Source organism: Myroides sp. (assembly GCF_032073645.1).
Classification (GTDB): Bacteria; Bacteroidota; Bacteroidia; order Flavobacteriales; family Flavobacteriaceae; genus Flavobacterium; species Flavobacterium odoratimimum.
The window spans coordinates 32,839-57,401 of the sequence record NZ_DAMANB010000025.1; the positions used below are offsets into that span (position 1 = coordinate 32,839).

Annotated in this window: 16 protein-coding genes; 8 read left to right on the plus strand and 8 right to left on the minus strand. The window is 34.6% G+C overall.

The features are described from left to right. Positions 1 to 95: 95 nt before the first annotated feature. On the minus strand, positions 96 to 1,571 hold the full coding sequence (proS, locus tag RT228_RS15585) for a proline--tRNA ligase (RefSeq protein ID WP_006260351.1): 1,476 nt from the start codon (positions 1,569 to 1,571) through the stop codon (positions 96 to 98). Positions 1,572 to 1,674: 103 nt separating this feature from the next. Here proS and RT228_RS15590 point away from each other — a divergent pair, with 103 nt between their 5' ends. The 5 genes from RT228_RS15590 to RT228_RS15610 all read left to right on the plus strand — a co-directional run bounded on the left by RT228_RS15590 (position 1,675) and on the right by RT228_RS15610 (position 8,300). Next, positions 1,675 to 2,712, plus strand: coding sequence for a hypothetical protein (locus tag RT228_RS15590; RefSeq protein ID WP_253114683.1), 1,038 nt, complete (start codon positions 1,675 to 1,677; stop codon positions 2,710 to 2,712). Between the two features lie 25 nt (positions 2,713 to 2,737). Continuing rightward, a complete protein-coding gene (locus RT228_RS15595; protein WP_006262044.1) occupies positions 2,738 to 4,273 on the plus strand; it encodes an OmpP1/FadL family transporter in 1,536 nt (511 codons plus the stop codon). A gap of 109 nt (positions 4,274 to 4,382) precedes the next feature. After that, the gene (locus RT228_RS15600; protein WP_006262045.1) at positions 4,383 to 5,234 is read left to right on the plus strand and encodes a membrane protein; all 852 of its coding nucleotides are present in this window, start codon (positions 4,383 to 4,385) and stop codon (positions 5,232 to 5,234) included. An 807-nt stretch (positions 5,235 to 6,041) separates the two neighbouring features. Beyond that, positions 6,042 to 7,355, plus strand: coding sequence for a 30S ribosomal protein S12 methylthiotransferase RimO (gene rimO / locus RT228_RS15605; RefSeq protein WP_006260355.1), 1,314 nt, complete (start codon positions 6,042 to 6,044; stop codon positions 7,353 to 7,355). Between the two features lie 198 nt (positions 7,356 to 7,553). Then, entirely contained in the window at positions 7,554 to 8,300 is a 747-nt protein-coding gene (locus RT228_RS15610) for a glycerophosphodiester phosphodiesterase (protein ID WP_006262046.1), read from the plus strand. A gap of 79 nt (positions 8,301 to 8,379) precedes the next feature. On the opposite strand, the gene RT228_RS15615 is transcribed toward RT228_RS15610, so the two are convergent. From RT228_RS15615 to RT228_RS15625, 3 genes are all read right to left on the minus strand, one after another. Continuing rightward, the gene (locus RT228_RS15615; protein ID WP_006260357.1) at positions 8,380 to 9,849 is read right to left on the minus strand and encodes an SLC13 family permease; all 1,470 of its coding nucleotides are present in this window, start codon (positions 9,847 to 9,849) and stop codon (positions 8,380 to 8,382) included. Positions 9,850 to 9,996: 147 nt separating this feature from the next. Beyond that, entirely contained in the window at positions 9,997 to 13,197 is a 3,201-nt protein-coding gene (locus RT228_RS15620; protein ID WP_313138762.1) for a carboxypeptidase regulatory-like domain-containing protein, read from the minus strand. Positions 13,198 to 13,341: 144 nt separating this feature from the next. Then, positions 13,342 to 15,702, minus strand: coding sequence for an outer membrane beta-barrel family protein (locus RT228_RS15625; protein ID WP_006262047.1), 2,361 nt, complete (start codon positions 15,700 to 15,702; stop codon positions 13,342 to 13,344). Positions 15,703 to 15,828: 126 nt separating this feature from the next. Between RT228_RS15625 and RT228_RS15630 the strand changes: the two genes are divergently transcribed. Together RT228_RS15630 and RT228_RS15635 are read left to right on the plus strand one after the other, a co-directional pair. Then, the gene (locus tag RT228_RS15630; RefSeq protein ID WP_006262048.1) at positions 15,829 to 17,157 is read left to right on the plus strand and encodes a sensor histidine kinase; all 1,329 of its coding nucleotides are present in this window, start codon (positions 15,829 to 15,831) and stop codon (positions 17,155 to 17,157) included. Next, positions 17,150 to 17,827, plus strand: coding sequence for a response regulator transcription factor (locus tag RT228_RS15635; RefSeq protein WP_006262049.1), 678 nt, complete (start codon positions 17,150 to 17,152; stop codon positions 17,825 to 17,827). The genes RT228_RS15630 and RT228_RS15635 overlap by 8 nt, the downstream gene beginning before the upstream one ends. A 69-nt stretch (positions 17,828 to 17,896) precedes the next feature. On the opposite strand, the gene RT228_RS15640 is transcribed toward RT228_RS15635, so the two are convergent. Further along, a complete protein-coding gene (locus RT228_RS15640; RefSeq protein ID WP_225581659.1) occupies positions 17,897 to 18,772 on the minus strand; it encodes a tetratricopeptide repeat protein in 876 nt (291 codons plus the stop codon). Further along, complete coding sequence (def, locus tag RT228_RS15645) at positions 18,723 to 19,313, minus strand: peptide deformylase (protein WP_006260363.1); 591 nt, start codon at positions 19,311 to 19,313, stop codon at positions 18,723 to 18,725. Before def ends, RT228_RS15640 begins: the two co-directional genes overlap by 50 nt. Before the next feature lie 179 nt (positions 19,314 to 19,492). Here def and RT228_RS15650 point away from each other — a divergent pair, with 179 nt between their 5' ends. Further along, positions 19,493 to 20,941 (plus strand): IS1182 family transposase, encoded by a 1,449-nt coding sequence (locus RT228_RS15650; RefSeq protein WP_073145115.1) that lies wholly within the window; start codon positions 19,493 to 19,495, stop codon positions 20,939 to 20,941. 215 nt (positions 20,942 to 21,156) lie between these two features. Here the strand turns inward: RT228_RS15650 and RT228_RS15655 are convergent, their stop codons facing one another. After that, the gene (locus RT228_RS15655; protein WP_225600963.1) at positions 21,157 to 22,764 is read right to left on the minus strand and encodes an AsmA-like C-terminal region-containing protein; all 1,608 of its coding nucleotides are present in this window, start codon (positions 22,762 to 22,764) and stop codon (positions 21,157 to 21,159) included. A gap of 21 nt (positions 22,765 to 22,785) precedes the next feature. Then, positions 22,786 to 24,393 carry an AsmA family protein gene (locus RT228_RS15660; protein ID WP_225600962.1) on the minus strand — a complete coding sequence of 536 codons (1,608 nt, stop codon included), beginning with the start codon at positions 24,391 to 24,393 and terminating at the stop codon, positions 22,786 to 22,788. Positions 24,394 to 24,563 lie beyond the last annotated feature (170 nt).

Genomic DNA, 24,563 nt, shown 5'->3' on the forward strand with positions numbered 1-24,563 from the left:
AACCCCTAGACGAACGGACCATTTGTTTCTCTAATGCGGATGCAAAACTACAATAAATTTTTTATCCCGCAAGAGAAAAACAAAAAAAAATGAAATTAATATGCTTTTGCAAATAATACTCTACCCTTAGAAGGCTTGCCTGTTAGCACACATATTCCCTCTTCCTCTTTTCTATCAATTGGAATACAGCGAATTGTAGCTTTTGTAAGGTCTTTGATCTTTTCTTCTGTCTCAACAGTACCATCCCAGTGTGCAGAAATAAATCCTCCCTTACCTTCTAGCACTTCTTTAAATTCTTCAAAAGAATTCACCTCAGTGATATGCTCAGCTCTATAATCGTAAGCTTTCTTAAATAAGTTACTTTGGATAGTCTCTAATAGATCTTGGATATATTCTACGATACCCTCTTTAGACACCACCTCTTTAGTAAGCGTATCACGACGTGCAACTTCGAAAGTTCCATTCTCTAGATCTTTAGGCCCTACAGCTACACGCACAGGCACTCCTTTTAGTTCGTACTCAGCAAATTTCCATCCTGGCTTATATGCTGTACGATCATCAAATTTGAAAGAAATATTTAATTTCTTAAATCTATCTGTAATCTTTTTCACTTCCTCACGAATAGCATCTAACTGCTCGTCAGTTTTATGAATAGGTACGATAACTACTTGTATAGGTGCTAAGTTTGGTGGCAATACTAAACCATTGTCATCAGAGTGAGTCATGATTAATGCTCCCATCAGACGAGTACTCACTCCCCATGATGTAGCCCATACGTGCTCTTGTTTCCCTTCTTGTGAAGTAAACTTAACATCAAATGCCTTAGCAAAGTTTTGTCCTAAGAAATGTGATGTACCCGCTTGTAATGCTTTACCATCTTGCATTAGTGCCTCAATACAGTAAGTCTCAATAGCTCCTGCGAAACGCTCATTCTCTGTTTTGAATCCTTTTACTACCGGAATAGCCATAAAGTTCTCTGCAAAGTCTGCATATACGTCTAACATTTGTTCTGCCTCTGCCACAGCTTCTTTCTCAGTAGCATGCGCAGTATGACCTTCTTGCCATAAAAACTCAGCTGTTCTTAAGAATAGACGAGTTCTCATTTCCCAACGAACTACGTTCGCCCATTGATTCACTAAGATTGGTAAGTCACGGTATGACTCAATCCACTTTCTATATGTATCCCAAATAATTGTTTCTGATGTAGGACGTACGATTAACTCCTCCTCTAACTTAGCATCTGGATCTACCTCTATCGTTTTTCCGTCTTCTCCTGTTTTTAATCGGTAATGAGTTACAACTGCACACTCCTTAGCAAATCCATCTACGTGACTTGCCTCCTTACTAAAATAAGATTTGGGGATAAACAAGGGGAAATAAGCATTTTGGTGACCAGTTTCTTTAAATTTCTTGTCTAACTCTGCTTGCATCTTCTCCCAGATAGCATACCCGTAAGGCTTGATAACCATACATCCACGTACACCTGAATTCTCTGCCAAATCTGCTTTGACAACTAATTCATTGTACCATTTAGAGTAGTCCTCACTTCTTTTAGTAATATTCTTGCTCATTTTTAATATATTAGCAGTTAAAATTGTTTAACTCTTAATTAACTATAATAATTCCACAAAACTAACTAAATTTGTTTTGACCGACAATTAAAAAAACAACGAAATGAAAACAATTATCCAAACTTCTAGATTATTAAGCAAATTAGGTATGTTTTTGCTTATAGGAGGATTAACTGTTTCTTGTGGTTCGTATTATAATACCTCTTATCACGATGGTATATATAGTCAAGGTGAGAATACTCAACAATATCGCAACAATCAAAATCCTGACGCTAATTACTATGCGGAGTATTTCAAGTCAAAAAGTGACGAGTTCGAATATTTCACTGATGTAAATCAATATACTTCACCTGTCAATGACAGTGTTATTCAGCACAAACCAAAACAAGCTGTCTCTTACGGCTCTTGGGGAACTGAACCTAGCAGCGTAAATATTAATTACTATAATAATAGTTACGGATACCCTTATTATGGATACGGTGGTTATGGTTATCCATACTATAGTAGTTATTGGGGGGGTTATTACGATCCATTTTACAGTCCATACTATTGGGGTGCTGGATTTGGTATGAGCTTTGGCTGGGGCTGGGGCGGTGGATACTACGGTCGTCCATGGGGTGGCTATTACGGGTATCCATATTACGGAGGATACTACTCACACAGACCTAATTACTATTATAATAATGTAGCGTATCCTAGAGGAGGTAGATCTAGCTACACTAGATCTTCGTATAACTCTAATAACGCTTACAGAGGAAATAGCAACTCTGCCTATACGAGAAGTAGCTACTCTGGAAGAAGTAGTAGTAACTACTCTAATAGCAGTAGATCGAGTTATAGCAGATCAAGCTACCAAACTAATAATAGAGGAAACAGCAACTCAGGTTATAACAATAACTCTAGAAGTTCTTACTCAAGATCTTCTTACGGTACTAGTTCATATAACAACGCTCGTTATAACAATAACTCTTCTAATAATAGCAATAGCAACTATAATAATAACTCCAGAAGTTCTTATTCACGTAGCAGCTACTCTACCCCTTCTTCTTCATACTCGCGCAGTAGTGGAAGTAGTTACAGTGGAGGATCTAGAAGCTCTTCTAGCGGTGGAGGTAGTTCACGCAGTAGTTACAGTAGATAATATATAAGTAAACAAGACAGAAAAAATGAACAAGTATTTTTATACATTAGTAAGTTCTATCTTACTATCCGCAGCAGCCTATGCTCAAGAAACTGCACCTACAGATGTCATGAGATATAATCAATCAGATCTAAATGGTACAGCTCGTTTTAGAGGAATGAGTGGAGCTTTTGGTGCAGTAGGGGGAGATTTATCTGCCACGAATATTAACCCGGCAGGGGGAGCTATATTTAATTATAATACAGCAGCTTTCAGTTTATCTTATTTAGCTAGAAACAATAAAGCTAACTACTATGGTAATAATACGTCAAAAAACTATGATGGTCTAGACTTAGGTCAGATGGGAGCAGTATTTGTTTTTAACAACTACAATGACAACGCTACGATGAAAAAGTTCACGATAGGACTTAACTATGAGAGCACTAAGAATCTAAGAAACGACATCTTATTCAGAGGAACGAATACACACAATAGTTTAGGAGACTATTTCCTAAACATGGCTAATGGAGCTAAAGTACCCCATGGTATCGCACAACCAAATGGTAGCTCTGTAGAGCAAGACTATATGGATGCCGGTTACTATGGAGGGTTCGTAGGACAACAAACCTACTTAGCACACGAAGCATGGTTAATCAATAAAGGTACACAAGACGGGACATATACAGCGAACTATAATCAAAATAGTCAGTATAACCAAGCTAGAACATTTAGCAACAGCGGGTTCACAAACAAGTTTGCAGCTAACTTTGCAGCACAACTTGGGCAACGATTCTATGTAGGAGCTAACCTGAATATTCACGTAGTAGATTACACTCAGAGCAGCCTTGCTCAGGAGACTATCGCTACACCAGGAGGAAAAGGATCTATTCAGTCAATGAGTTACTTTAATGAAGTCTATACTTACGGGACAGGATTCTCATTTAATATAGGAGCTATTGGACAGATTACGGAATCTTTAAGAGCAGGTGTGGCATACGAGTCACCTACTTGGTACTCTCTTAAGGATGAATTAATCCAAGGGCTTTCTACATCTCGCGTAGGTGAGAATAACGCTGTAGTAGATCCTAGAGTAGTGAATGTATTCGATCGTTATAGACTGAGAACCCCTTCTAAATACACAGGGAGTTTAGCTTATATCTTTAAAGATAAAGGACTGATCAGTGTTGACTATACATTCAAAGATTATAGCAATAACGAGTTCAGACCTACAGGTAATGATACTTACTACGGCTTAAACCAAGGAATCAATACCATGATGACAGGAGCAAGTGAAGTACGTATCGGAGGGGAATACATTATCAAACAAGTAAGCTTAAGAGCAGGATATCGCTTCGAACAGAGTCCTTATAAGAAGGATTATAAAATGTATGGAGATCTAAATGGATACTCTGCAGGTATCGGATATACTTTCGGTAGTTCTCGTTTAGACTTATCTTACTCTAGAACTTCGCAGTCTTATAATACTTACTTAGTTGATACTACAGGTGTAAATCCTTATAAGCCTGCTAATATTAAAACGACAGATAACTTTGTAAGTTTGACATACAACATTAATTTCTAATTAGATTAGAAGTTTAAGTACTTAATCTCTTTATCGGATAAACTGATAAAGAGATTTTTTTATTATACCTTTGCAGTTCGATTTTTATAAAAATAATAATAAGCAAATAATGAAGTATATTTTTAAACTTTTCGCTGCAATATGCTTGCTTGCTACTGCTACAAGTTTTGCTCAAGAAGGTGTAACTACTCCTCTGCGTTATACAGATTCTAACAAAGGTAAATTCTACATTTACTGGGGAGGTAACCGCGGTACTTTCAGTAATTCTGACATTCGTTTTAGAGGTGATGACTATGACTTCATCTTACAGAATGTAGCAGCGTCTGACAAACCTAAAGGATGGCATATCGACTACCTAAACCCTACTCGTATGACTATTCCACAAACGAACTTAAGAGTAGGTTACTTTATCACTGATAAATATAATATCTCTTTAGGAGTTGATCACATGAAATATGTAATGGATCAAAACCAAACAGTAGGTATCTTAGGATACTACCCTGGTCAAGGTTCTTACGGAGAAACTATCCCTGGACACCCTAACCAAGTAAATCTAACTGAAGATTTCTTAATGTTCGAACACACAGACGGATTAAACTATATCAACGTAGAGTTAAACCGTGTGGATGACATCTCTAAACTTTTTGGAGTATGGAACACAGATAAAGTTCAGATCAACTTAACTGAAGGTGTTGGAGCTGGTATTGTATTCCCAAAAACAAACACTACTTTATTAGGTAAAGAAAGATATGACGAATTCCACGTTTCTGGATTTGGTCTATCAGCTAAAGCAGGTCTTAACGTGACTTTCTTTAAACACTTCTTCGTTCAAGCAGAGTTAAAAGGTGGATACATTGATATGTATGATGTACGTACTACAGCTAGCAAATCAGATAGAGCTATGCACAACTTCTGGTTCGGAGAAACAATCATCGTATTCGGTGGTATCTTTAGATTATAATAAAGACACATAAACAAACAATATACCGAGAGGCTATCATTTATTCGATAGCCTCTTTTTTATTCTCATTATTTACCACATATACCGTATAAACAGAACCTCAGCACTATTTGTTTATTTAGAACCCCTACTTTATCTCGTGATATAGTTCAAAACGAATGCTAAACCTATTCTTCTTCATTTTCTATTTTACTTCTATTTATTTATCCATTTCGACCCTTAAAAATCGTTTTATAGTAATTTATCCCCTTCATTTCACTCCTTTTTTTACTCAAAACCAGTTTTTCCCCTACTATCACTATCCTTTTCTTATAAAAAATTATATCTTTTTTTATACTCATATCGAGAACAAATAACAATAAAAACCTAAATATCAAATCATTACCAAAAAACACCCTTTTATTATCATTCAACCTTAACACCTCACTATCCTACTAAAAACAAGCCTTCATACCTATTCCTTCAACACTTCTTCAACATTTCCCCAAGATTGCTCTAGTTTAAAGCACTTTTCTTGAAGGAACATTGAAGAGGTGTTGTCGCAATATTGAAGGGGTAAATATTATTCTTAAGAAACAGGACTCTTCAAAATCTTTAGGTGTTTCGTAAACACCTAAAATTAAAAGACAACGATGGCGCTGTACAATCAAATCTTATCTCTTACATCGATTGATTTATATCCCTCATAAAATCAAGGTTCTAAAACAGAATGCTTATAATTAGACTACTAGATTCACATAATTATACTAAAGCGCTTAGTTTGTAGCTAAAAAAAATGTAATTTTGCAGTCCAATTTTTTTAAATCAATGAGAACCAAAACTTTAAAAAAGAATAAAATCAACGTAATTACTTTAGGTTGTTCAAAAAACGTTTACGATAGTGAAGTGTTAATGGGACAATTAAAAGCAAGTGGAAAAGAGGTAACACATGAGGCTGCTAATGATGAAGCTAATATTGTGGTGATCAACACTTGTGGTTTTATTAATAACGCAAAAGCGGAATCAGTAAACACAATCTTAGAATACGTAGAGAAAAAAGAGGAAGGTATTGTTGACAAGGTCTTCGTTACTGGATGTTTATCTGAGCGATACAGACCTGATTTAGAAGCTGAAATCCCTAATGTAGATCAATACTTCGGTACGACAGATTTACCTTTGTTATTAAAAGCATTAGGAGCTGACTATAAACACGAATTATTAGGAGAGCGTCTGACGACTACTCCTAAAAACTACGCTTACCTTAAAATCGCTGAAGGATGTGACCGTCCTTGTAGCTTCTGTGCTATCCCTTTAATGAGAGGAGCACACGTATCTCAACCTATCGAGAAATTAGTAAAAGAAGCTGAGGGATTAGCTAAAAACGGAGTAAAAGAGTTAATCTTGATCGCTCAAGATTTGACTTACTACGGATTAGATTTATACAAAAAGAGAAACTTAGCAGAGCTATTAGAGAACTTAGCGAAAGTAGAAGGTATCGAATGGATCCGTCTTCACTATGCATTCCCTACAGGATTCCCTATGGATGTATTAGAACTAATGAAGAGAGAACCTAAGATCTGTAACTACCTAGACATCCCTCTACAACATATCTCTGACAATATCTTAAAGTCTATGCGCCGTGGTACTACACAAGCGAAGACTACTAAGCTATTAAAAGAGTTTAGAGAAGCTGTACCAGGTATGGCTATTCGTACGACATTGATCGTAGGATACCCAGGAGAAACAGAAGAAGACTTCCAAATCTTAAAAGATTGGGTACAAGAAATGAAGTTTGAACGCTTAGGATGTTTTACTTACTCTCATGAAGAAAACACACATGCTTATTTACTAGAAGACGATGTTCCAGAGGAAGTAAAACAAGCTCGTGCAAACGAAATCATGGAAATCCAAGCACAAATCTCTTTTGATCTAAACCAAGAGAAGATAGGACAGACATTCCGTTGTATCATTGATAGAAAAGAAGGTACTGAGTTTATAGGACGTACTGAGTTCGATAGCCCAGACGTAGATAACGAGGTAAGAATAGACGCTACTAAACACTATCTGAAAATAGGTGAATATGCAGATATTCACATCGATAGTGCTTATGAGTTTGACTTATTCGGTACACCAGTAAAATAATATTTAAAAGCTGTTCTTCACTGAACAGCTTTTTTTGTACCTTTCTTTTAGAATCTAAAAAATTATTTAATCATACCGTCTCTGGCTTCTCTTCGATCAAGGCATTTATTTTAGTTTGTTTACACAACAATAATATTAAGGTAAAGTTGACAATACATAAAACATTCATCTTTGTCCTAATCAATTAAAACAGATACCATGAGATTTCAAAAGAGACTATTAGTTTTATGTTTAGCTATGAGTTCATTTGCATTTGCACAAGATAATAAAGTATTGCGTATCGCACATAGAGGTGCTATGGGACACGTAACGGAGAACACAGTAGAATCTGTTCTGAAAGCTGTAGAGATGAAATCTGATGCGATCGAAATAGACGTGTTTAAAGTAAAAGATGGAGCTCTAATGGTACACCATGATGATACCTTAGAACGACTAACAAACGGTAAAGGGAATATCGAACAATATACTCAAGCAGAACTACAAGCGCTACTAGTAGATGGTAAATATAAAATGCCTACACTAGAAGATATTATTGCTGCTATCAATAGAAAGGCAGTATTAAATATAGAACTAAAAGGAGCGAATACTGCAGAAGGTACATACGCTATCATCCAACAGTTCAAACAAAAAGGATGGACGAATGCAGACTTTATCATCTCTAGTTTTAAATGGGATGAATTAGAAAAAATAGCTGCTCTAGATCCTAATTTAGACATCGCTGTACTGACTTCTAAAGAGCCAGCTGATGCTATTGAATTTGCACATAAGATCAAGGCTGTAGCGATCAATCCTTACTTCAAAACATTGAATGAGAAAAACGTGAGTAAAATCAAACAAGCTAAGTTAAAAATATATCCATATACTGCGAATGAGGAGAAAGATATCCAACGTCTAAAAGACTTAAAAGTAGACGGTATCATCACCAACTTCCCAGAGAGAATATAATACATTTTGGTTAGGTTATTTTAAGCAGAAAGGCGTATTCAGTGTGAATACGCCTTTTATTTTATTCGTTATTTATACTTTATATTGCTTCAAAGAAACCTGTGAAATACTGTAAGAATAACACCCATAAGATGATAATCGTAGTACCTAATATCGCTCCAAATAATCCACCGAGTACGAAGTCCTTTTGCTTCAACATCCCTGTACCAAAGACAATGGCATTAGGCGGCGTAGATACTGGTAAGAATAATCCACACGAAGAACAAAGTCCTACTACTAACCCTACCGGTAATAACTGATCTGTAGGTAGTACAATAGCGGCAATATTAATCACAATAGTAGCTGTAGCAGTACTACTCATAATATTAGAAAACAACACTGTCACTACTGCGAAAATAATCATCATCACGATCATATTAAACTCCATCCCTGCTAAGAACTGAGAGTAATATGGTGCTAGTAGCTCTTTAATAGCCATCCCTAGAGATAACCCTCCCGCTACTAGCATCAAGGTATCCCAAGGCAATCTGCGCACGTCCTCTGCTGTGATAATCCCCAACATCGGCAAGAACATAATAGGCACCATCGCGGCTCCTGCTGTAGGTATATGTAATCTACTTCCTAACATCCACATCAATACTGTCACTCCTAAGATGATAATAACGGCTAGACGCTGTAAGCGCATACTATTCGTCATTTCTAAAGCTTTGTTTGCGAACGAAACATCTAATCCTTTTACCTTAGAAGTATACTTGCGTACTACAGCATACCAGAATGTCCCTAATAAAACTACGGCTGGTAAGAACCCTAATAACAACCACTGAGAAAACGTAACATCGAATCCTTTAGATTTCAATACGTTCACTACGATCAAGTTAGGAGGTGTTGATACCATACTCATCATCCCTGCAAAGGTAGCAGCAGCTGGAATACTGACTAAGATAGCCTTAGACATATTAGAGTCTTTCCCCTCTCTATCTATCAAGGGCATTACCGAAGCTAATACCATAGCTGCAGTCGCTGTATTCGAGATAATCAAGGATAGAACTGAAGTAACAATGATAATACCTAATACTAGCATATTAGGATTAGAACCAAAAATAGAAATGGTCTTCTTAAACAACGACAAGTCAAGATTGGTCTTCCGCATTCCTTCACTCAAGAAGAAACCTCCTAAGAATATCCAGATCACACTGTCTGACCAGGTATCAGATATCTCCTGGGGCGAAATCGTGGCTCCCTGTATATTCCCCATGGTATAGACGAGAAAACCTATAATCATAATCCCTACCGCAAAGGGAGGAATGGCTTCTGTCGCCCAGAGTAATATAGAGAATATTAAAATAAACATGGTGTATTTCTGAGCTTCACTAAAAACATCTGGAGCTAAAAAATAAGTACCTAACAGTGCAGCGACTAAAGAAAAGAAGAAAATACCTACCCTCGTTTTGATATTCCACATATTCCACGAAGCCTCTATTAGAAGCTCACTGTAGAATCGGATACCCGTTCTAATCTTCCTAATCTTGTCAAAGTAATCAAATTCCATATTCTTGTATTTAACCTTTAAAATTACAACAAATTAGTACATCAAGCCACTTTTACTATTGTATAATAAAAACAAAAGTGGAACTCTGACGAGTCCCACTTTTAAGAATTAGTGCATTAACCTGATAATCTATTAACTATGAAAGCATTAATTAAAACTATATTTTAACCCTATTTGTATTTGGTATGGGTTTCCTCTATTGACAGGAGTCCCTTTTGTATTTACTCTATAATTAAATTGTTGTGTAGCTTGATCAAAACCTGGTAAAGCAGCTGTCTCTCCTTTCTTAGGTACACCTAAAGCATATAGAGACTGCGTTCTCATAGATTTATTCACTCCCCAATCTTTATTCAATAAGTTCGCTACGTTAAATACATCTGCTGATAGCTCAAACTTGTGTTTCCCTTTAACATGGAAAGTCTTCGCTATACGCAAATCAAATACACCATAGAAGCTATTCTTTCCTCCGTTTCTCTCTGCTATTTTACCATAGCTATCTTGGATATAATTTTTAAGGCTACTGCTTACTTCTGGATTATCCATAATCGCTTGTAATCCATCCTTAATATGCTGTGGAGTCTTAGGATCATTGATATCAAATACATACGCTAAGTCATTATTACCACTAACAAAATCTCCATTCGTATTACCTCCTGATAATAAGCTATATCTCGTTCCTCCAATACCAGAGAATCTCACTCCTACATTCACTCCGTAGAAACTAGGTGCATTACCATACACTACTAACTTATGTCTAAAGTGATTATCAGAATAGCTCATCTTGCTTAAATCTCTAGGGTCATCTGCTACTGGTAGTCCTAGTGTAGCCGAGTTAGCTACGTTTCCATTATAAGAAGTATTGTCCTTAGTAGAGTTCCAAGTATAACTCACTGCTATCTGTCCATCTCTGTAATAGTTATAATTCGTGTCAAATACTAAAGCATAGTTATTTACTTTTCCTTCACTTACTAACTCTAATACACGACCTAGTTGGTTTGATTTTCTACCTTGTTTCCAATCAGAAGCACCGTTCGCTAAAATAGTTTCTGCAGGGACGAATACACCTCTTCCTCCTTCATTGTCTAAAGTAAAGAATGGTTTATCCACCATATTTCTATCTTTATAGAAGTAGTTATTACGAGCTAAGTTCATATACCCTGTCACACTCACCTTAAATCTACTGTTGAAGAAGTGTGTATACGATAAGTTAGCCTTATACACCATCGGTACTTTTGCATCTTTTCCTGTGAAGTTGATTGTGCTTAACTGATGTTGAGTCAAAGAAGGTATTGTGTTTTTATCTTTTCTATAAGCTTCAAAGTCTGGAGTAGGTACATCAGCTCCCATTACATCCACAGTAGCTAGCTTACTTCCATCAAAAGTAAGGTTGTTAATCAATGCATAGTTATTCACATCCGAACCAAAGATACCTCCACCTAGACGGATATAGTCTGTATTGTTCTCATTGATATTCCAATCAAACTGAATACGTGGCTGTACAATCAAAGACTTAAAGTTATTGTCTGTTCTTAGTCCTAGCTCATCATATACTAACTGGTTAAACTTAGCTGTCGGATACTTCGCATAATCTAAACGAAGCCCTAAAGTCATATCTAAACCAGGGTATAAAGAAGTCTTCATTTGTCCATAGATACCCGCATTTAATATATTTCCATCGACAGTAAGATCATCTACTAAAGGTACTTCTCTATAATATCTATAAGGTCTTAGATTCTCAAAGCTATCCATAGAAGAATATCCTAGAGCAGGATCATTATTAAAATGGAAACGTCCATTCACTTCACTACCATATACTGACTTAGAGTTAGTCTGCATCACGTCAACACCGAAAGTATAGTTTACTTTATCTGTGTTATAGTATAAATTATTTACAACCTGAAAAACATTATTCGTAAACTTCTCTTGTGCAAAACGGTGTCCTCCCAACTGTATATTCGCTGAGCGCACACCTCCTCCAATATTAGAAGTTACGTTCTCCACAATAGCACGTGGTATATACCATCCTGGTAACTCTGCACTCTGATGACTATCCTGGAATGTATATAAGTACTGTACTTTTAACTCATTAGTCAGCTTAGGACTGATATTCGTTCTTAATGTAGCTAATAAACTGTTGTCAACACTCTTATCTGTACCATAAGATTCGTATAGATTAATCTGTGTGTTATCTCCTAATCCTAGTGGATTATAGTCATATGTAAGGTTATTTCTAACCGTCAATAAGTTGTTCTCGTTAATCTGCCAATCTAAACGTAAGAAGGCTGCATCAGAGTTTCTTCTCTTGTCAAATGTTCCGTACTGAGGATTATTAGACACACCATATTTATCACGAGCAATACCTACGAACTTATCTAAAGTCTGGTTAGTAATACCGTATCTATCCTCATCTGCTGGCCCATTAATATCTGCAATCACTAGTGATCGAGTGTCTAACTGGTGATCCCATGCTACAAAATAATGTAGTTTATCCTTAATAATCGGGCCACTTAAAGATAGTCCATATTGATAAGTAGAGTAATCTCTATCCCCTTTCTTATTTCCGTTGATATCATACGGGCTAGATAACCAATCTGCACGCATATAAGAGAACATCGAAGCTGAGAACTCATTGGTTCCAGATTTAGTCACTGCACTTACGGTTCCTCCTCCACTTCTCCCTAATGTCACATCATACTGATTCGTCACTACCTGAAACTCACGTACTGCCTCCATAGATACAGAATATGGAGCACCACTTCTACTAGTAGTCGCCCCTCCTGATGTAGGATTCTTAGCAGTAGTACCATCTATCGTAAAGTTAATAGAAGATCCTAGTTGTCCTCCTATAGACCCTCCATTCGATAAAGGTGATAAATCCGTTAGGTTAGCAAAATTACGTCCGTTAATAGGTAAATTCTTTATAGAGCTTGCTGTAAAAGTAGTCGCTGCCCCCAAAGACTCTTTCTGATTCTTTAAGCTCTTTCCATCAATAACGATTTCTTCTAAATGCTGATCATCTAATCCAATAACAATATCTACGAATACATTATCACCTTGGTTTACGTAGTACCCCGTTTTCTTTACTTCTCCACCAGTCTCATCCTGTGTAACAACAATATAAGGCCCCCCTAATGGAATTTCTTTAAAGACGAACTCCCCATTAGCATTCGTCTTAGTACGTGTTGTAAACCCTGTAGATGTATTTCTAATCATAACTTCTTTTCCCTGTTGGATCGCATTATCCTGTAATACGATCCCTTGGATAGAAGCTTGTGTGGTTTGAGCAAAAACTTGTGCACTAAATAAAGTCGCACATACCAAACCTGCTAATTGTAATTTTTTTTTCATTTACGTTACTACTAGTTGATTAATGAAGTCAAATCTATTCCTCCATTATTATCTCTTGATTTTTAGTACGTAAAGAAATTGTCATTTTTAAATTCAAGAATTCAAAGAGTTATTATGAAAGTGTTAACTCATAATCATCTTATACTAAAGTCTGTCTTTTTCTGTCATCTCTATTTCTTTAGAACTGTATTTCACCTTTTGGTTTCCTAAATTATACTTTAAAGAAACAGCAAAACCTTGTGTATCGCTATAGTCTTTAAAGTAGTTATTTTGATTCGCATAGTTAGTACTAATGATCTGTCTGTCACTACCAAAAATATTATACACATACAGATTAGCAGATAACTTATTCTTCAAGAACTCTCTACTCATGATAAAGTCTGTACGCTGATAACTACTTATTCTAAAAGTCCCCTGTACACCTGGTGTATAAAAACTATAAGTCAACATCGCTTTCCAATTACTCTTTTTTTCTAAAAGTGCAGAAGCATATAGTTGCCCTCCAAAACCGAATGCATCATTCTTATACAACTTCTTATCTAGACCATAAAAGTAATCTTCCTTATACTCTAATCTTAAATAGCTATTTAGAGTCAGCCACTCTCCTACTTTATACGGCGTGTTTAAACTCATCCCTGCTACCTGTCTCTTATCTATATTTGTATAGTGATATACTAATGTATTAGTAGCATCCTCTTGATATGATATTTCCATAGATGGATTCTGCTCTCTCTTATAGTACATCTCTAAACTCCACTCTTTATAATCATAACTCAGACTAAAATTATGACTGATCGTTGGTTTTAAATCAGGGTCTCCTTGAAAGTACGAAAACAGATTATAGTAACTCTTCGCTGGGTTCATCCAAGAATACGAAGGTCTGTCAATGCGCTTGCCATACGAAAAGCCCAAATGATGATCGTCTGTTACATCATACTTCACATAGGCTGTAGGAAATAACTTAAAGTATGACTGTGTGTCACTCCCTACCCCTGTGCTCTTCGTCTGAATGACTGTGTACTCTCCTCTCAATCCTGCTTTAATCTGCCATTTATCCCATTGCTTCGTAAATGAAGTATATCCTGCCCAGTTGATTTCTTGATAATCATAATCGTTACTCTTGTCTTTATTAGGATTCCCTGTTTTAGTATCAAAAAAGTCTAATGAATATAAAGCTTTGACAATACTATACTTTCCTCCTAACTCCCACTTCGTTGTTTCTTTATCTATCGTATAATCAATACCAGATACAGCTAATCGTGTACGCGAGTTATCTTTCGTTGCGAAAAAGCGTTCAGTTGGTACTTGATTTTTAAAGTTTAATTCAGTTCGTACATCTTGGTTATCTTTCTGGTTATCATACGTAAAATAAGAAGACCATAATAAGTTTTTCTCTTGACTAAACTTCTTGTCTAACATAAAATACCCTGTGTACGTATCCATATTAGCACGCTTCTTATTAAAAGTAGTATAGTTAGATTCTATAATCCCCTCTTTATTATAGATTAATGTAGGGATGACATAATCACCTTTGGTTTGCTCATTAATATAGCCATCCCCTCCTAATGTCAGTGTCAATGTACTATCTACCTTTACATCCATCTCCGCATTAAAACTATGTCTTCCTCTCATCTTATTCATACGAGTCAGGTCTGTACTCCAACGCTCTCCGGTCTCATAGATAACGTTGTCTTCATTATAGCGTACTCCTGATCCTTTTGTATAAGAATAATTTCCAGATAAATTCACTTTATCACCAGAGTAAAAATGTTGTGTACCTAAGGTGTTAACTGCATAGGTAGTTTGTTTAAAACGATCTGTTACACTCCCTTTATATCCTAAGTTTACGTTCTTTTTTAATTTAATGTTCAATACTGCTCCCCCCTGAGCATCATACTTAGCAGGAGGATTAGTAATAACTTCTACAGCCTCTACCTGTGTACCATCTGTAGATTCAAGCATCTCTTTTAACTGCTCTCCTGTCAGCATCACCTTTCTATCGTTAATCGTCACCAATATACTAGAGCTCCCACGGATACTTAGGTTATCTCCTATCGCATTGACCCCAGGTGTTTGTTTCAGAATATCCCACGCATTCGTAGTCGCTAATGGTGTGTCTTGCACATTAAATACTAATCTGTCTATCTCTCTTTTTATAGTAGGACGCTTAGCGGTAATCATTACTTCTTCTAAAATAGCATTATCTTCTGCTAACTCTACTACAGCTGAAGTGGTACCTAAAGCTATCGTCTGAGATTTAAATCCTACATAACTAAATTCTAATTGGGTAATCAATGTATTAGCGTCTAAATCATAAACACCTTGTTCATCTGTATAAACAGACTGTACTATCTTGCCATCGGCATCTTTAGCTACAACAGTAACAAAAGCCAATAGTTCCTTTTTATTGTCTGTTACTTTTCCTTTGATCTGAGAGTTAGTTGTTTGTGCATTTACTAATACACTTAACAATAATATGCTCCATAAAATAAGTATGCGTACCATAATTTCATTAATTTTAAACAAAGGTGCTGTATTCAGAAAAAGAAGGCGGTTAATGAACGGTTAATGAACGGTTAACAGCAAAAGCCTCTTGATGTATTACTCTCTTTTTAAAGTATATTTGTGTATATGAAAAAGCTAAATTCTAAATATTACTTAATCATCTTTTGTTTGTTTTATATACTTCTTGTAGGGGTAATGATTTTTTATTTCATGCAAGCAGTTAAACTAAAACAAAAAGAAATAAGTAGTATCTCTCATCAAAAAATGGATGATTTACTAGAGGAGCATTTCTACAAAGAAATTAGCTTAACAAAAGAAAATTTACTGTATACTTCTTTTTTAGACCTACTGCAGCAAAAAACAACCTTAGAAAATATCAAAACAGACTTTACTTCTGTCCTAGACAAGAATAATGAATTGTTTACAAAAAAGATAGACAGTACGTTCTCTACCTTAGGATATGAAGTGGCTGCGAAAATAGTTATCAAACAAGTAGTCATACATGATAGCAAAGAGGAGTTATTAGATAAACCTTTTGTCCTTTTAGAAACAAAGCGAAAACTGAACGCTCCCCAAAGAATAAATACTTCTGAATGGGAAATTAATGAGACTAGTATAAAGGATGAAGGTGATACATGCACAGAATGTCCTGATAGTTATAAACTACATATCACTATTTACCAAGAAAGATTTATAGAGGTAACTAATTATTTAAGCTTAACACTAAGGCAGTTATTTCCCCTTTTAAGTGGTTCTATTCTAATCTGTGTTTTTATTCTCATATTATATTATACTACTTATAAAGCTATCAAAAGAAAGGAAAGAGAAATAACTAATCTCTACAATATGGTAGATAATGTCTCTCATGAGTTTAAACTACCTATCGCTACTCTAAAATATGGTTGTAAGAATCTGTCGAAAGAATATGAGTCTCCTACAGTGAACCTTCTACTCCGTCAAGTAGATCGATTAGACCGATTACAGAATAGCCTTAATCCTATCCTATCAGATGAAGAAGAAGGTTATAAAAAAGAAGATGCTTTAGTACTGATAGAGGATATCCAAAACCTGTATCCTGAAGTACTATTAGCTATAGAATGGAATGCTAAAGATGAACTAAATCTCTCTAAAACTAAAATAGAAACTGTACTTCTTAATCTATTAGAAAACAGTATTAAATATGGTGGAACAGAGATTAAATGTATTATCTCATCAGAAGCTAATCAGTATACTATCACAATTATAGATAACGGAATGGGTATCGCTAAGGATAAACAGAGTGATGTCTTCAAAAAATTCTATAGAGTACGAGAAGGCAATATCCATAATACCCAAGGACTAGGCATCGGCTTATACCAAGTACAACAAATAGTAAAATCACTTCACGGGAATATTAATATAAATAGTAAACTACAAGTAGGGACTACTTTTAAAATCACAATACCTTATGTATAAATTGTTATTAGTAGAGGATGATATTGATTATGGTACAGTTATCCAACAGTATTTAGGTATCTGTGGTTTTGAGGTAAAATGGTTCACTACTCCAGAAGAAGTTATAGAGACTGTAACACAAGAACACTTTGACTTAGCAATATTAGATATTATGCTCCCACAGAAAGATGGTTTTACCTTATCGAAAGAGATTAATACGGTATTACCAAACTTGCCTTTCTTATTCTTAACAGCAAAGAACCAAAGTATTGACCGCTTAATGGGGTTAAAGCTCGGTGCTGATGATTATATTTCTAAAACATGTGATCCTGAAGAACTAAAACTTAGAATAGAGAATATCCTAAAGCGAACTGCTGTACCAAAGACAGAACAGTACTTATTAGGCAGCTATACTTTTAATCCTATACAGCTAAAGCTGAGTCATCCCACTGAAACGATACGTCTGACAGAACGAGAAAGAGATTTATTACTTCTATTAATCAGTCATAATGGTGATATTATCTCTCGTGAAGAGATCTTACAGAAGCTTTGGCCATCTGCAGACTACTTTAATGGACGTAGTTTAGATGTATTCGTCACCCGCTTAAGAAAATACTTTCAACACGATGAATCAATAAGTATCCTGAGTTTAAGAGGAGTTGGTTTTGAAGTGAACTTATCCCTTAAATAAGCTTGGTACTACTCCGTAGTAGCAATATAAAAAGGGACTGCGAGTAAGATCACAATCCCTTTACTTATGCTATTTATCTTGAAAACGTTTGAGAAAAGTCTCGTTCAGTTTTCCTTTATCTTTGATTCTACTTAAAGCTTCTAAGGCTTTCGCTTTATAACTTTCATTCTTAGTCTCTTTAAATAATTCGTCTGAAGCAAGTGCATAATTAGCATTAAAGTCATCTAGCGTATTAAAAGTAGTTTGGCACTTATCTAAATATTCTAAACCTGCCTCATACTGAGTATCCGCTATAAAGAGGATTCCCTTCATTAAATATACTTCTTGTTGTCGTTGCTCCGTCCAGGTATTCTCTGTTATATACAACTCTTCTGCAATACTTAGCTTTTGCAATCCATTAGCTATATCTCCTAAAGAAGTAGCGGTAAGCCCTATTCCATAATAACCATCAGGGTCATTGGGAAAGTCCTTGATCAATTCTTCATACTTCTTTCTCGCTAAGCCAATATTTCCGACTCTTAAAGCTGCTTCTGCTAACTCTTCTTTAAATACTGAATTACTCTTACTAGCTAAACTATCAGCATAGTAATAATACGTTACTGCGGCTTCGTGCTTATCTTGTTTAGTTAAAGCTACTCCTGTAAAGAAATATGCATCACAAAGTGTTTTATCTCTTTCTATTAAACTAAAGAACACTTTACCTGCGATATTATAATACTTAGGTGAATTAAGAGCTTCTAAACCTACTTTATATAATCGTTCTACTTCCATATCATCAGATGGACAACTAAGCTCTAAATCATCATAAGAATACTTATAATCAACAGTCTGAGCATAAACACAGTTATATGTAAGACACCAAGTACTAATAAGTAGAAATACTACAATCTGTAGTTTATCTCTGGTAAACAATCTCACTGGTAGGAGATGCATTATAATATTCATTATTTTCTTGTTCTTTAATACGATCAGTAAACAACACTCCATTCAAATGATCAAATTCATGTTGTATAATGACAGCTGTAAAACCTTCTATCACTTCTTGGAAATGTTCTCCACTTAAATCATAGTAAGTAATCTGAATAGCTAAGCTTCTATATACTTCTCCATATTCATTAGCAATAGATAAACACCCTTCTTCTCCTCTTCTCAATATTTTAGAATACCATACAATCTCTGGATTAATAAAGAATTCGAATGGTTCTCCTTTTTTATCCATTCGTTGCACTAGAAAAACTCTTCTATTGATACCTACCTGAGGTGCTGCTATCCCTACTCCAGGTTTCTCTTCATTGCGAACAGTTTTATACATTCGCGCAATCAGATATTTTAAGTTCTCATCTGTTGGAAGTACTTCTTCACATCTCATTCTAAGTACTTGTTCTTCTACAGGACTATCTACCTGATAGACATGCATTGGTTCTTCTACAGTACTTTGTTGTATAAGAAGATTTTCTATATCGTTTAACTTGGTGTAAGTATTCATTTTATTTTGTTTTACAAGTCAAAAATATAACTTAAATCACATATAAATAAAAAAAGCCCAGAGAATCTCGAGGGCACTGAAAAAGTCTTCTTTTTCGAAATAGAGGTAAAATAGAGGGCTTAAGCTCTTCTATTTTACCTCTTTGTTTTTTTAGCTTTGTACTGATCAAATAAAAAGCAATGGTAAGTCATCAAGAAACAATCTCTTTTAGTAAATATTCTGAGTTATACGATATGTTAGTTCCTAAGGATAATATGTTACGTCAGATAAATAATCTTGTCGATTTTACTTTTGTATATCAAGAACTATCAAGTAAGTATTGTGTCACCAATGGTAGAATGGCATATTCTCCTATTCGTTTGTTCAAGTACTTATTATTAAAAACAATCTTTGACATATCAGATCAAGATGTTGTAGAACGCTCGCAATACGACTTATCGTTTAAGTATTTCTTAGATATGTCAATCGAAGAAAAGGTAATAGAAGCTAGTACGCTAAGCAAGTTTAGAAAATTAAGGCTTCAGGATACTGATATGCTAAACTTGTTAATTGGTAAAACAGTAGAGTTAGCTATCGCAAAAGGGATTATAAAATCAGAGGCAATAATATTAGATGCAACACATACTAAGAGTCGCTCTAATGCAGTATCTGTTATAGAGTTTCTAAGATATCGTTCAAAGAATGTAAGAAAGGTTCTTTATGAAACAGATCCAACAGTAAAAGATCATTTACCTACTAAAAACACAGACGATAACGTAGAGAATGAGATGGCTTATTGTACAGAGTTAATCAACTACTTAGAAGACAAAGGATCTTTGAGTAGCTTACCTAAGGTAAGTGAGAAACTGAATGTTTTAAAAGAAGCGTTAGATGATGTAAAAGAACAACGAGATATATCTAAAGATCAAGATGCTCGTATAGGTCATAAGTCAAAAGAGGAATCATTCTTGGGATATAAAACTCATATTGCCATGAGTAAGGAGCGTGTTATCACAGCTGCAGTAGTCACTTCAGGAGAAAAGGGAGATGGTCCTTTGCTAACTACATTAGTAGAAGAATCTATTAAAAATGGAATGACAGTTAACACTGTTATAGGTGATCGTGCTTACTCCAGTAAAGACAATTTAATCTATGCTAAGAAGAATAATATTAGTGTAATCTCTAAACTAAATCCTGTAATTAGTCAAGGTACTCGTAAAAAAGAAGACCAATTTGACTTTAACAAAGATGCTGATATGTTCGTTTGTCCTGCAGGACATTTAGCCGTTAGAAAGGCTACTCAAGGCAAGAAAGGAGAAAATACTAATCAAGTTAAAACATACTATTTTGATGTTGAAAAGTGTAAACAATGTCCTTTAAAAGATGGTTGTTACAAACCTGGAGCCAAGACCAAATCATATTCGGTCTCTATATCAAGTCAAACACACTTAGACCAACTAGCCTTTGAAGACACTCCAGAATTTAAAGAAGAGGCTAAACATCGTTATAAGATAGAAGCTAAAAACGCAGAATTAAAGAATGCCCATGGATACGATACTGCTTTGTCGTACGGATTGTCGTCTATGCAAATGCAAGGGGCATTGGCTATTTTTGCCGTAAACTTAAAAAGAATACTGAAATTAATGTAGTAAGGATAGCTAGGTAGCATTTTGTCCTCTCAGAAAGAGAAATAAGGACTATTAAGCACTAGCTATATCTTTAAAAATAATCTTAAAAACAAAAGACGCTTTAAAAAAGGTTAGTTATAACCTCCTTTAAAAGCGTCTTTTTTTGCCTTATAGTGACTTGAACTCAAAAAAAGCCTTACTTTTTCAGTACTCTCGAGAATCTCTGAGCTTTTTACTTATGCCGACTTAGGAAGACTATCAGGGGCTTGTACTGGCAGTACCTCTGGTAGAGCAGGGATAGAATCATTCACTGATTTTACATCTGTACCTTCATCCTCATCTTCGTCATCATCTTTTGCTCCTTGTCCCAATACTTCACTTGCTTTATATCTACCTAACTTAATTTTAAAATCTTCTGCATTACCTGTTATTCTCATTGGTATTCCTATAATACCTAATGGAGGCAATCCCAATCTAAATCCAATATTTAAATCTCCATCTAAACTTACTTGTCCCTCAAAACGTGGCCTAAAACCAGCCATCTTCATTTTAGTTCGTTCAATAGTCATTACATTATCTTTAATAGATGATTTAATATTAACGTCAGATAATGTTCCTTTTTCTAACGATTTAGCATCCGTCTTATCTGCAATAGCTCCTAAAAGTTTAAATCCTTTAAAACTAATATTTGCTAATGATAATGTACCTTGACCTTCAATGCTCTTCATTACAGGGAACATACTACTGTTTAATTTCCCTTTCAAACTATAATCTAAAGAAACCGTTCCGTAAGCATCCTTCGCCATTGTCACCATTTCTCTAAACAAAGTAATTTCTTTATATGCTCTTTGAATATCAAATTCAGAAGCTTTTAAATGATAACTAAACAATGCACTTCTATAACCTGTTGGTTCATAAGTTCCATTCATAGCAACATTTGTTCCTATCAAATTAAACTTAGTATCTTTCAAATCTATACCTCCTTTAGAAACAACTAGATTACCTGTAAAGTTTTCAATATTGTATTCTGTGTATTTAATCTTATCAGCTACAGCATTAAAGGCAATATTAATGTCTTTAGGAACCTGAATAACACCTGCGTTAGATGTATTTGCTATTGTGACATTACTAGTTTTATTATTTGCAAACATCATAAATTCATCAACATTCATATAAGGAGTTTGTAAATCAAAGTTCCCTTTTAAAGTATCTCCTTTCAGCATATAACCAATCACATTAGTCAAGTATCCATTCATAGAAAATTTAGAACTACCATAAGTAGCTTCAAATTTCTCAAACTTCATCTTTTCTTTATAGAACTTGAATACTCCTTTTTTAATATGTAATGGTTTTGGGAACATCTCAGAAGTCACCGTTATATTGTCTACTTCAAACTTTCCTCCATTCTTTAATTTATCAAAATCTCCTTTTACAGCATCACTTTGTAATCCACTTAAGAAAAGACTCGTTAATAATCTACCGCGTACATCTATTCCATCAATCTTAAACAACTTATATAGGTTACCTATATTCAATGTTCCTTTTGACTTCACATTATAATTTAAGTTATTTAAATTATACAAACTAGCAGCTAATTGGAAAGGTTCTCCTGCTATTTTAAAGTCAATTGGTAAGACTTTAATTGTTAAGTCATGTAGAGATCCACGCTTACTCTTAATGATCGTATGAATCTGAATATTCTCTATTGGTAAGTCAGGTATACGTTTAAATTGAACATATCCATTGACAAACTTAATTTCAGAATCAATTACAGGGAATAGTTTACGCTTTGGCTCGTATGTTCCCTTTATACTACCCTTTGCATCAATCACTCCTCTAAGCACAATATCTTCTATTGGTATGAATTACTTTATATTCTCTAAGTCCACTTTAGCATCTACATCCGCCTCAATATTGTAATCACGTAGATTCTTTAGATATATATTACCTTTTATAAAATTACTCATAGCAGATAATGAAATATCAGAAATTCTAACTGAAGTATTCTTATAATTAGAATCCTTAGCTGCTATATCAAAGTTAAAGTTAATAGCTTCTAATGCTTCTGGTAATTGTTCTAACTTAAAATATCCATCTTTTATAGATCCTTTTAAATCGAATTGAGGAATACTAGTGATAGTACTGTCTCTATATACTTTACGTAAGGTTCTTCTTTCAACAACACCTTTAGAGTAGGTTCCATCAAAAACTCCATCCAAAGCTAATTCACCACGCATAGCAAATCCTTCAATACCTATTGCTTTTTGAAATAAATCAAGATTAACTATTGAATTGATCTTTCCTTTTGCATTGATAACGGTCAAGCCCTCAACTTCTGCATTGATATCAGTATGTTTATTATCTAAATCAAAAGCCAACTTATTAATAGACACTTTTCCTTTCTCTATATCTAACTTTGGCATCGAATAAGCAAAGTCAAGTTCTACATTTTCTAAAGGCTTACTAACTTGTTTATTTTGTATAAAACCATTCTTTAATTTTAATGACAAATCAACATTAGGACTTAAAGTATCAACAATAACATATTTACCTTTTAATAAAAACTTACCATTAACATCTCCTGCAAATTTAGTATCATCCAACCAATATTGATACTCTGGTGGTATAACTGATAATAGTTGCTCTAGAGTAGCATTCTCTGTTTTAATATCAAAGAGCATATCATAACCATTCTCTATAAAACCAAAATGTCCTTTAAAATCAACTGGTAATCCTTTAACACGTAAGTCATTCTTTTCAAAGACAAAAGTCAAAGACTTTGTATCTACTTTAGTTTGAAGTTTAGCTAAAATAGGTTTCTCTTTTACATAGTGAACACCATCAAAGTTCAGGTCAAAAGAATGAATACTTGCTTTACTAAGTAAATCAAATACATCATCACTCATATTACCTTGTCCAATATAATCAAAATCAGAAGCTATAAAACTCAACTTACTAGCTAAATCATTATAAACTATTTCAGCATTATCTATATGAAGTTCATCTATCTTTAATTCAAGACTCTCATCACTTTCTTCTTTCTCATCAGATGGAACAAAAACATCATAATTTGCTTCTCCTTTCTCTGTAACATTAATATGAACAATAGGGCTATCTACATATATTCTATTAAAAGACAATTTACCATTTACTATGCTAAAGATATCAACACCTAAGCTAACTGATTTAGCTTCAAATAAATGATCAGAATACAATGAATCTAATTGTACACCAGCTATACTAGGATTAACTACTGTAGCTGTTAATAAAGGAAATCTATTATAAAATGATAGATCAATTTTCTCAAAGTCTACTTCTCCCTTGATGGATTCTTTCATTAATTCCTTTACCTTAACATTTATTTGATCTGCATAAAATACTGGTACAATATACATTAGTGCTAATACTAATACACATAATACTCCAATGCCTATTCCTAATCTAATAAGAATTTTTTTTACAGTTTTCAACATAGCTTACTTAATCTTCAATATGCGTACAAAGTAACATCTTTTTTTCGCAACTTTAACAAACTTAAACAGAAATATAGTACAACATCTTGTCTGCAGAAACAAAATATGACTAATCCATATAAACAAAAAATCCCCAACCTCATACGAGATTGGGGATTCTATAAAGAAAG

Coding starts and splice junctions, on each gene's coding strand:
- def (WP_006260363.1), bottom strand. CDS start 19,313: ATGAATACTTACACCAAGTTAAACGATATAGAAAATCTTCTTATACAA.
- RT228_RS15660 (WP_225600962.1), bottom strand. CDS start 24,393: ATGTTGAAAACTGTAAAAAAAATTCTTATTAGATTAGGAATAGGCATT.
- RT228_RS15595 (WP_006262044.1), top strand. CDS start 2,738: ATGAACAAGTATTTTTATACATTAGTAAGTTCTATCTTACTATCCGCA.
- RT228_RS15615 (WP_006260357.1), bottom strand. CDS start 9,849: ATGGAATTTGATTACTTTGACAAGATTAGGAAGATTAGAACGGGTATC.
- RT228_RS15630 (WP_006262048.1), top strand. CDS start 15,829: ATGAAAAAGCTAAATTCTAAATATTACTTAATCATCTTTTGTTTGTTT.
- RT228_RS15620 (WP_313138762.1), bottom strand. CDS start 13,197: ATGAAAAAAAAATTACAATTAGCAGGTTTGGTATGTGCGACTTTATTT.
- RT228_RS15590 (WP_253114683.1), top strand. CDS start 1,675: ATGAAAACAATTATCCAAACTTCTAGATTATTAAGCAAATTAGGTATG.
- RT228_RS15650 (WP_073145115.1), top strand. CDS start 19,493: ATGGTAAGTCATCAAGAAACAATCTCTTTTAGTAAATATTCTGAGTTA.
- RT228_RS15610 (WP_006262046.1), top strand. CDS start 7,554: ATGAGATTTCAAAAGAGACTATTAGTTTTATGTTTAGCTATGAGTTCA.
- RT228_RS15600 (WP_006262045.1), top strand. CDS start 4,383: ATGAAGTATATTTTTAAACTTTTCGCTGCAATATGCTTGCTTGCTACT.
- rimO (WP_006260355.1), top strand. CDS start 6,042: ATGAGAACCAAAACTTTAAAAAAGAATAAAATCAACGTAATTACTTTA.
- proS (WP_006260351.1), bottom strand. CDS start 1,571: ATGAGCAAGAATATTACTAAAAGAAGTGAGGACTACTCTAAATGGTAC.
- RT228_RS15635 (WP_006262049.1), top strand. CDS start 17,150: ATGTATAAATTGTTATTAGTAGAGGATGATATTGATTATGGTACAGTT.
- RT228_RS15625 (WP_006262047.1), bottom strand. CDS start 15,702: ATGGTACGCATACTTATTTTATGGAGCATATTATTGTTAAGTGTATTA.
- RT228_RS15640 (WP_225581659.1), bottom strand. CDS start 18,772: ATGAATATTATAATGCATCTCCTACCAGTGAGATTGTTTACCAGAGAT.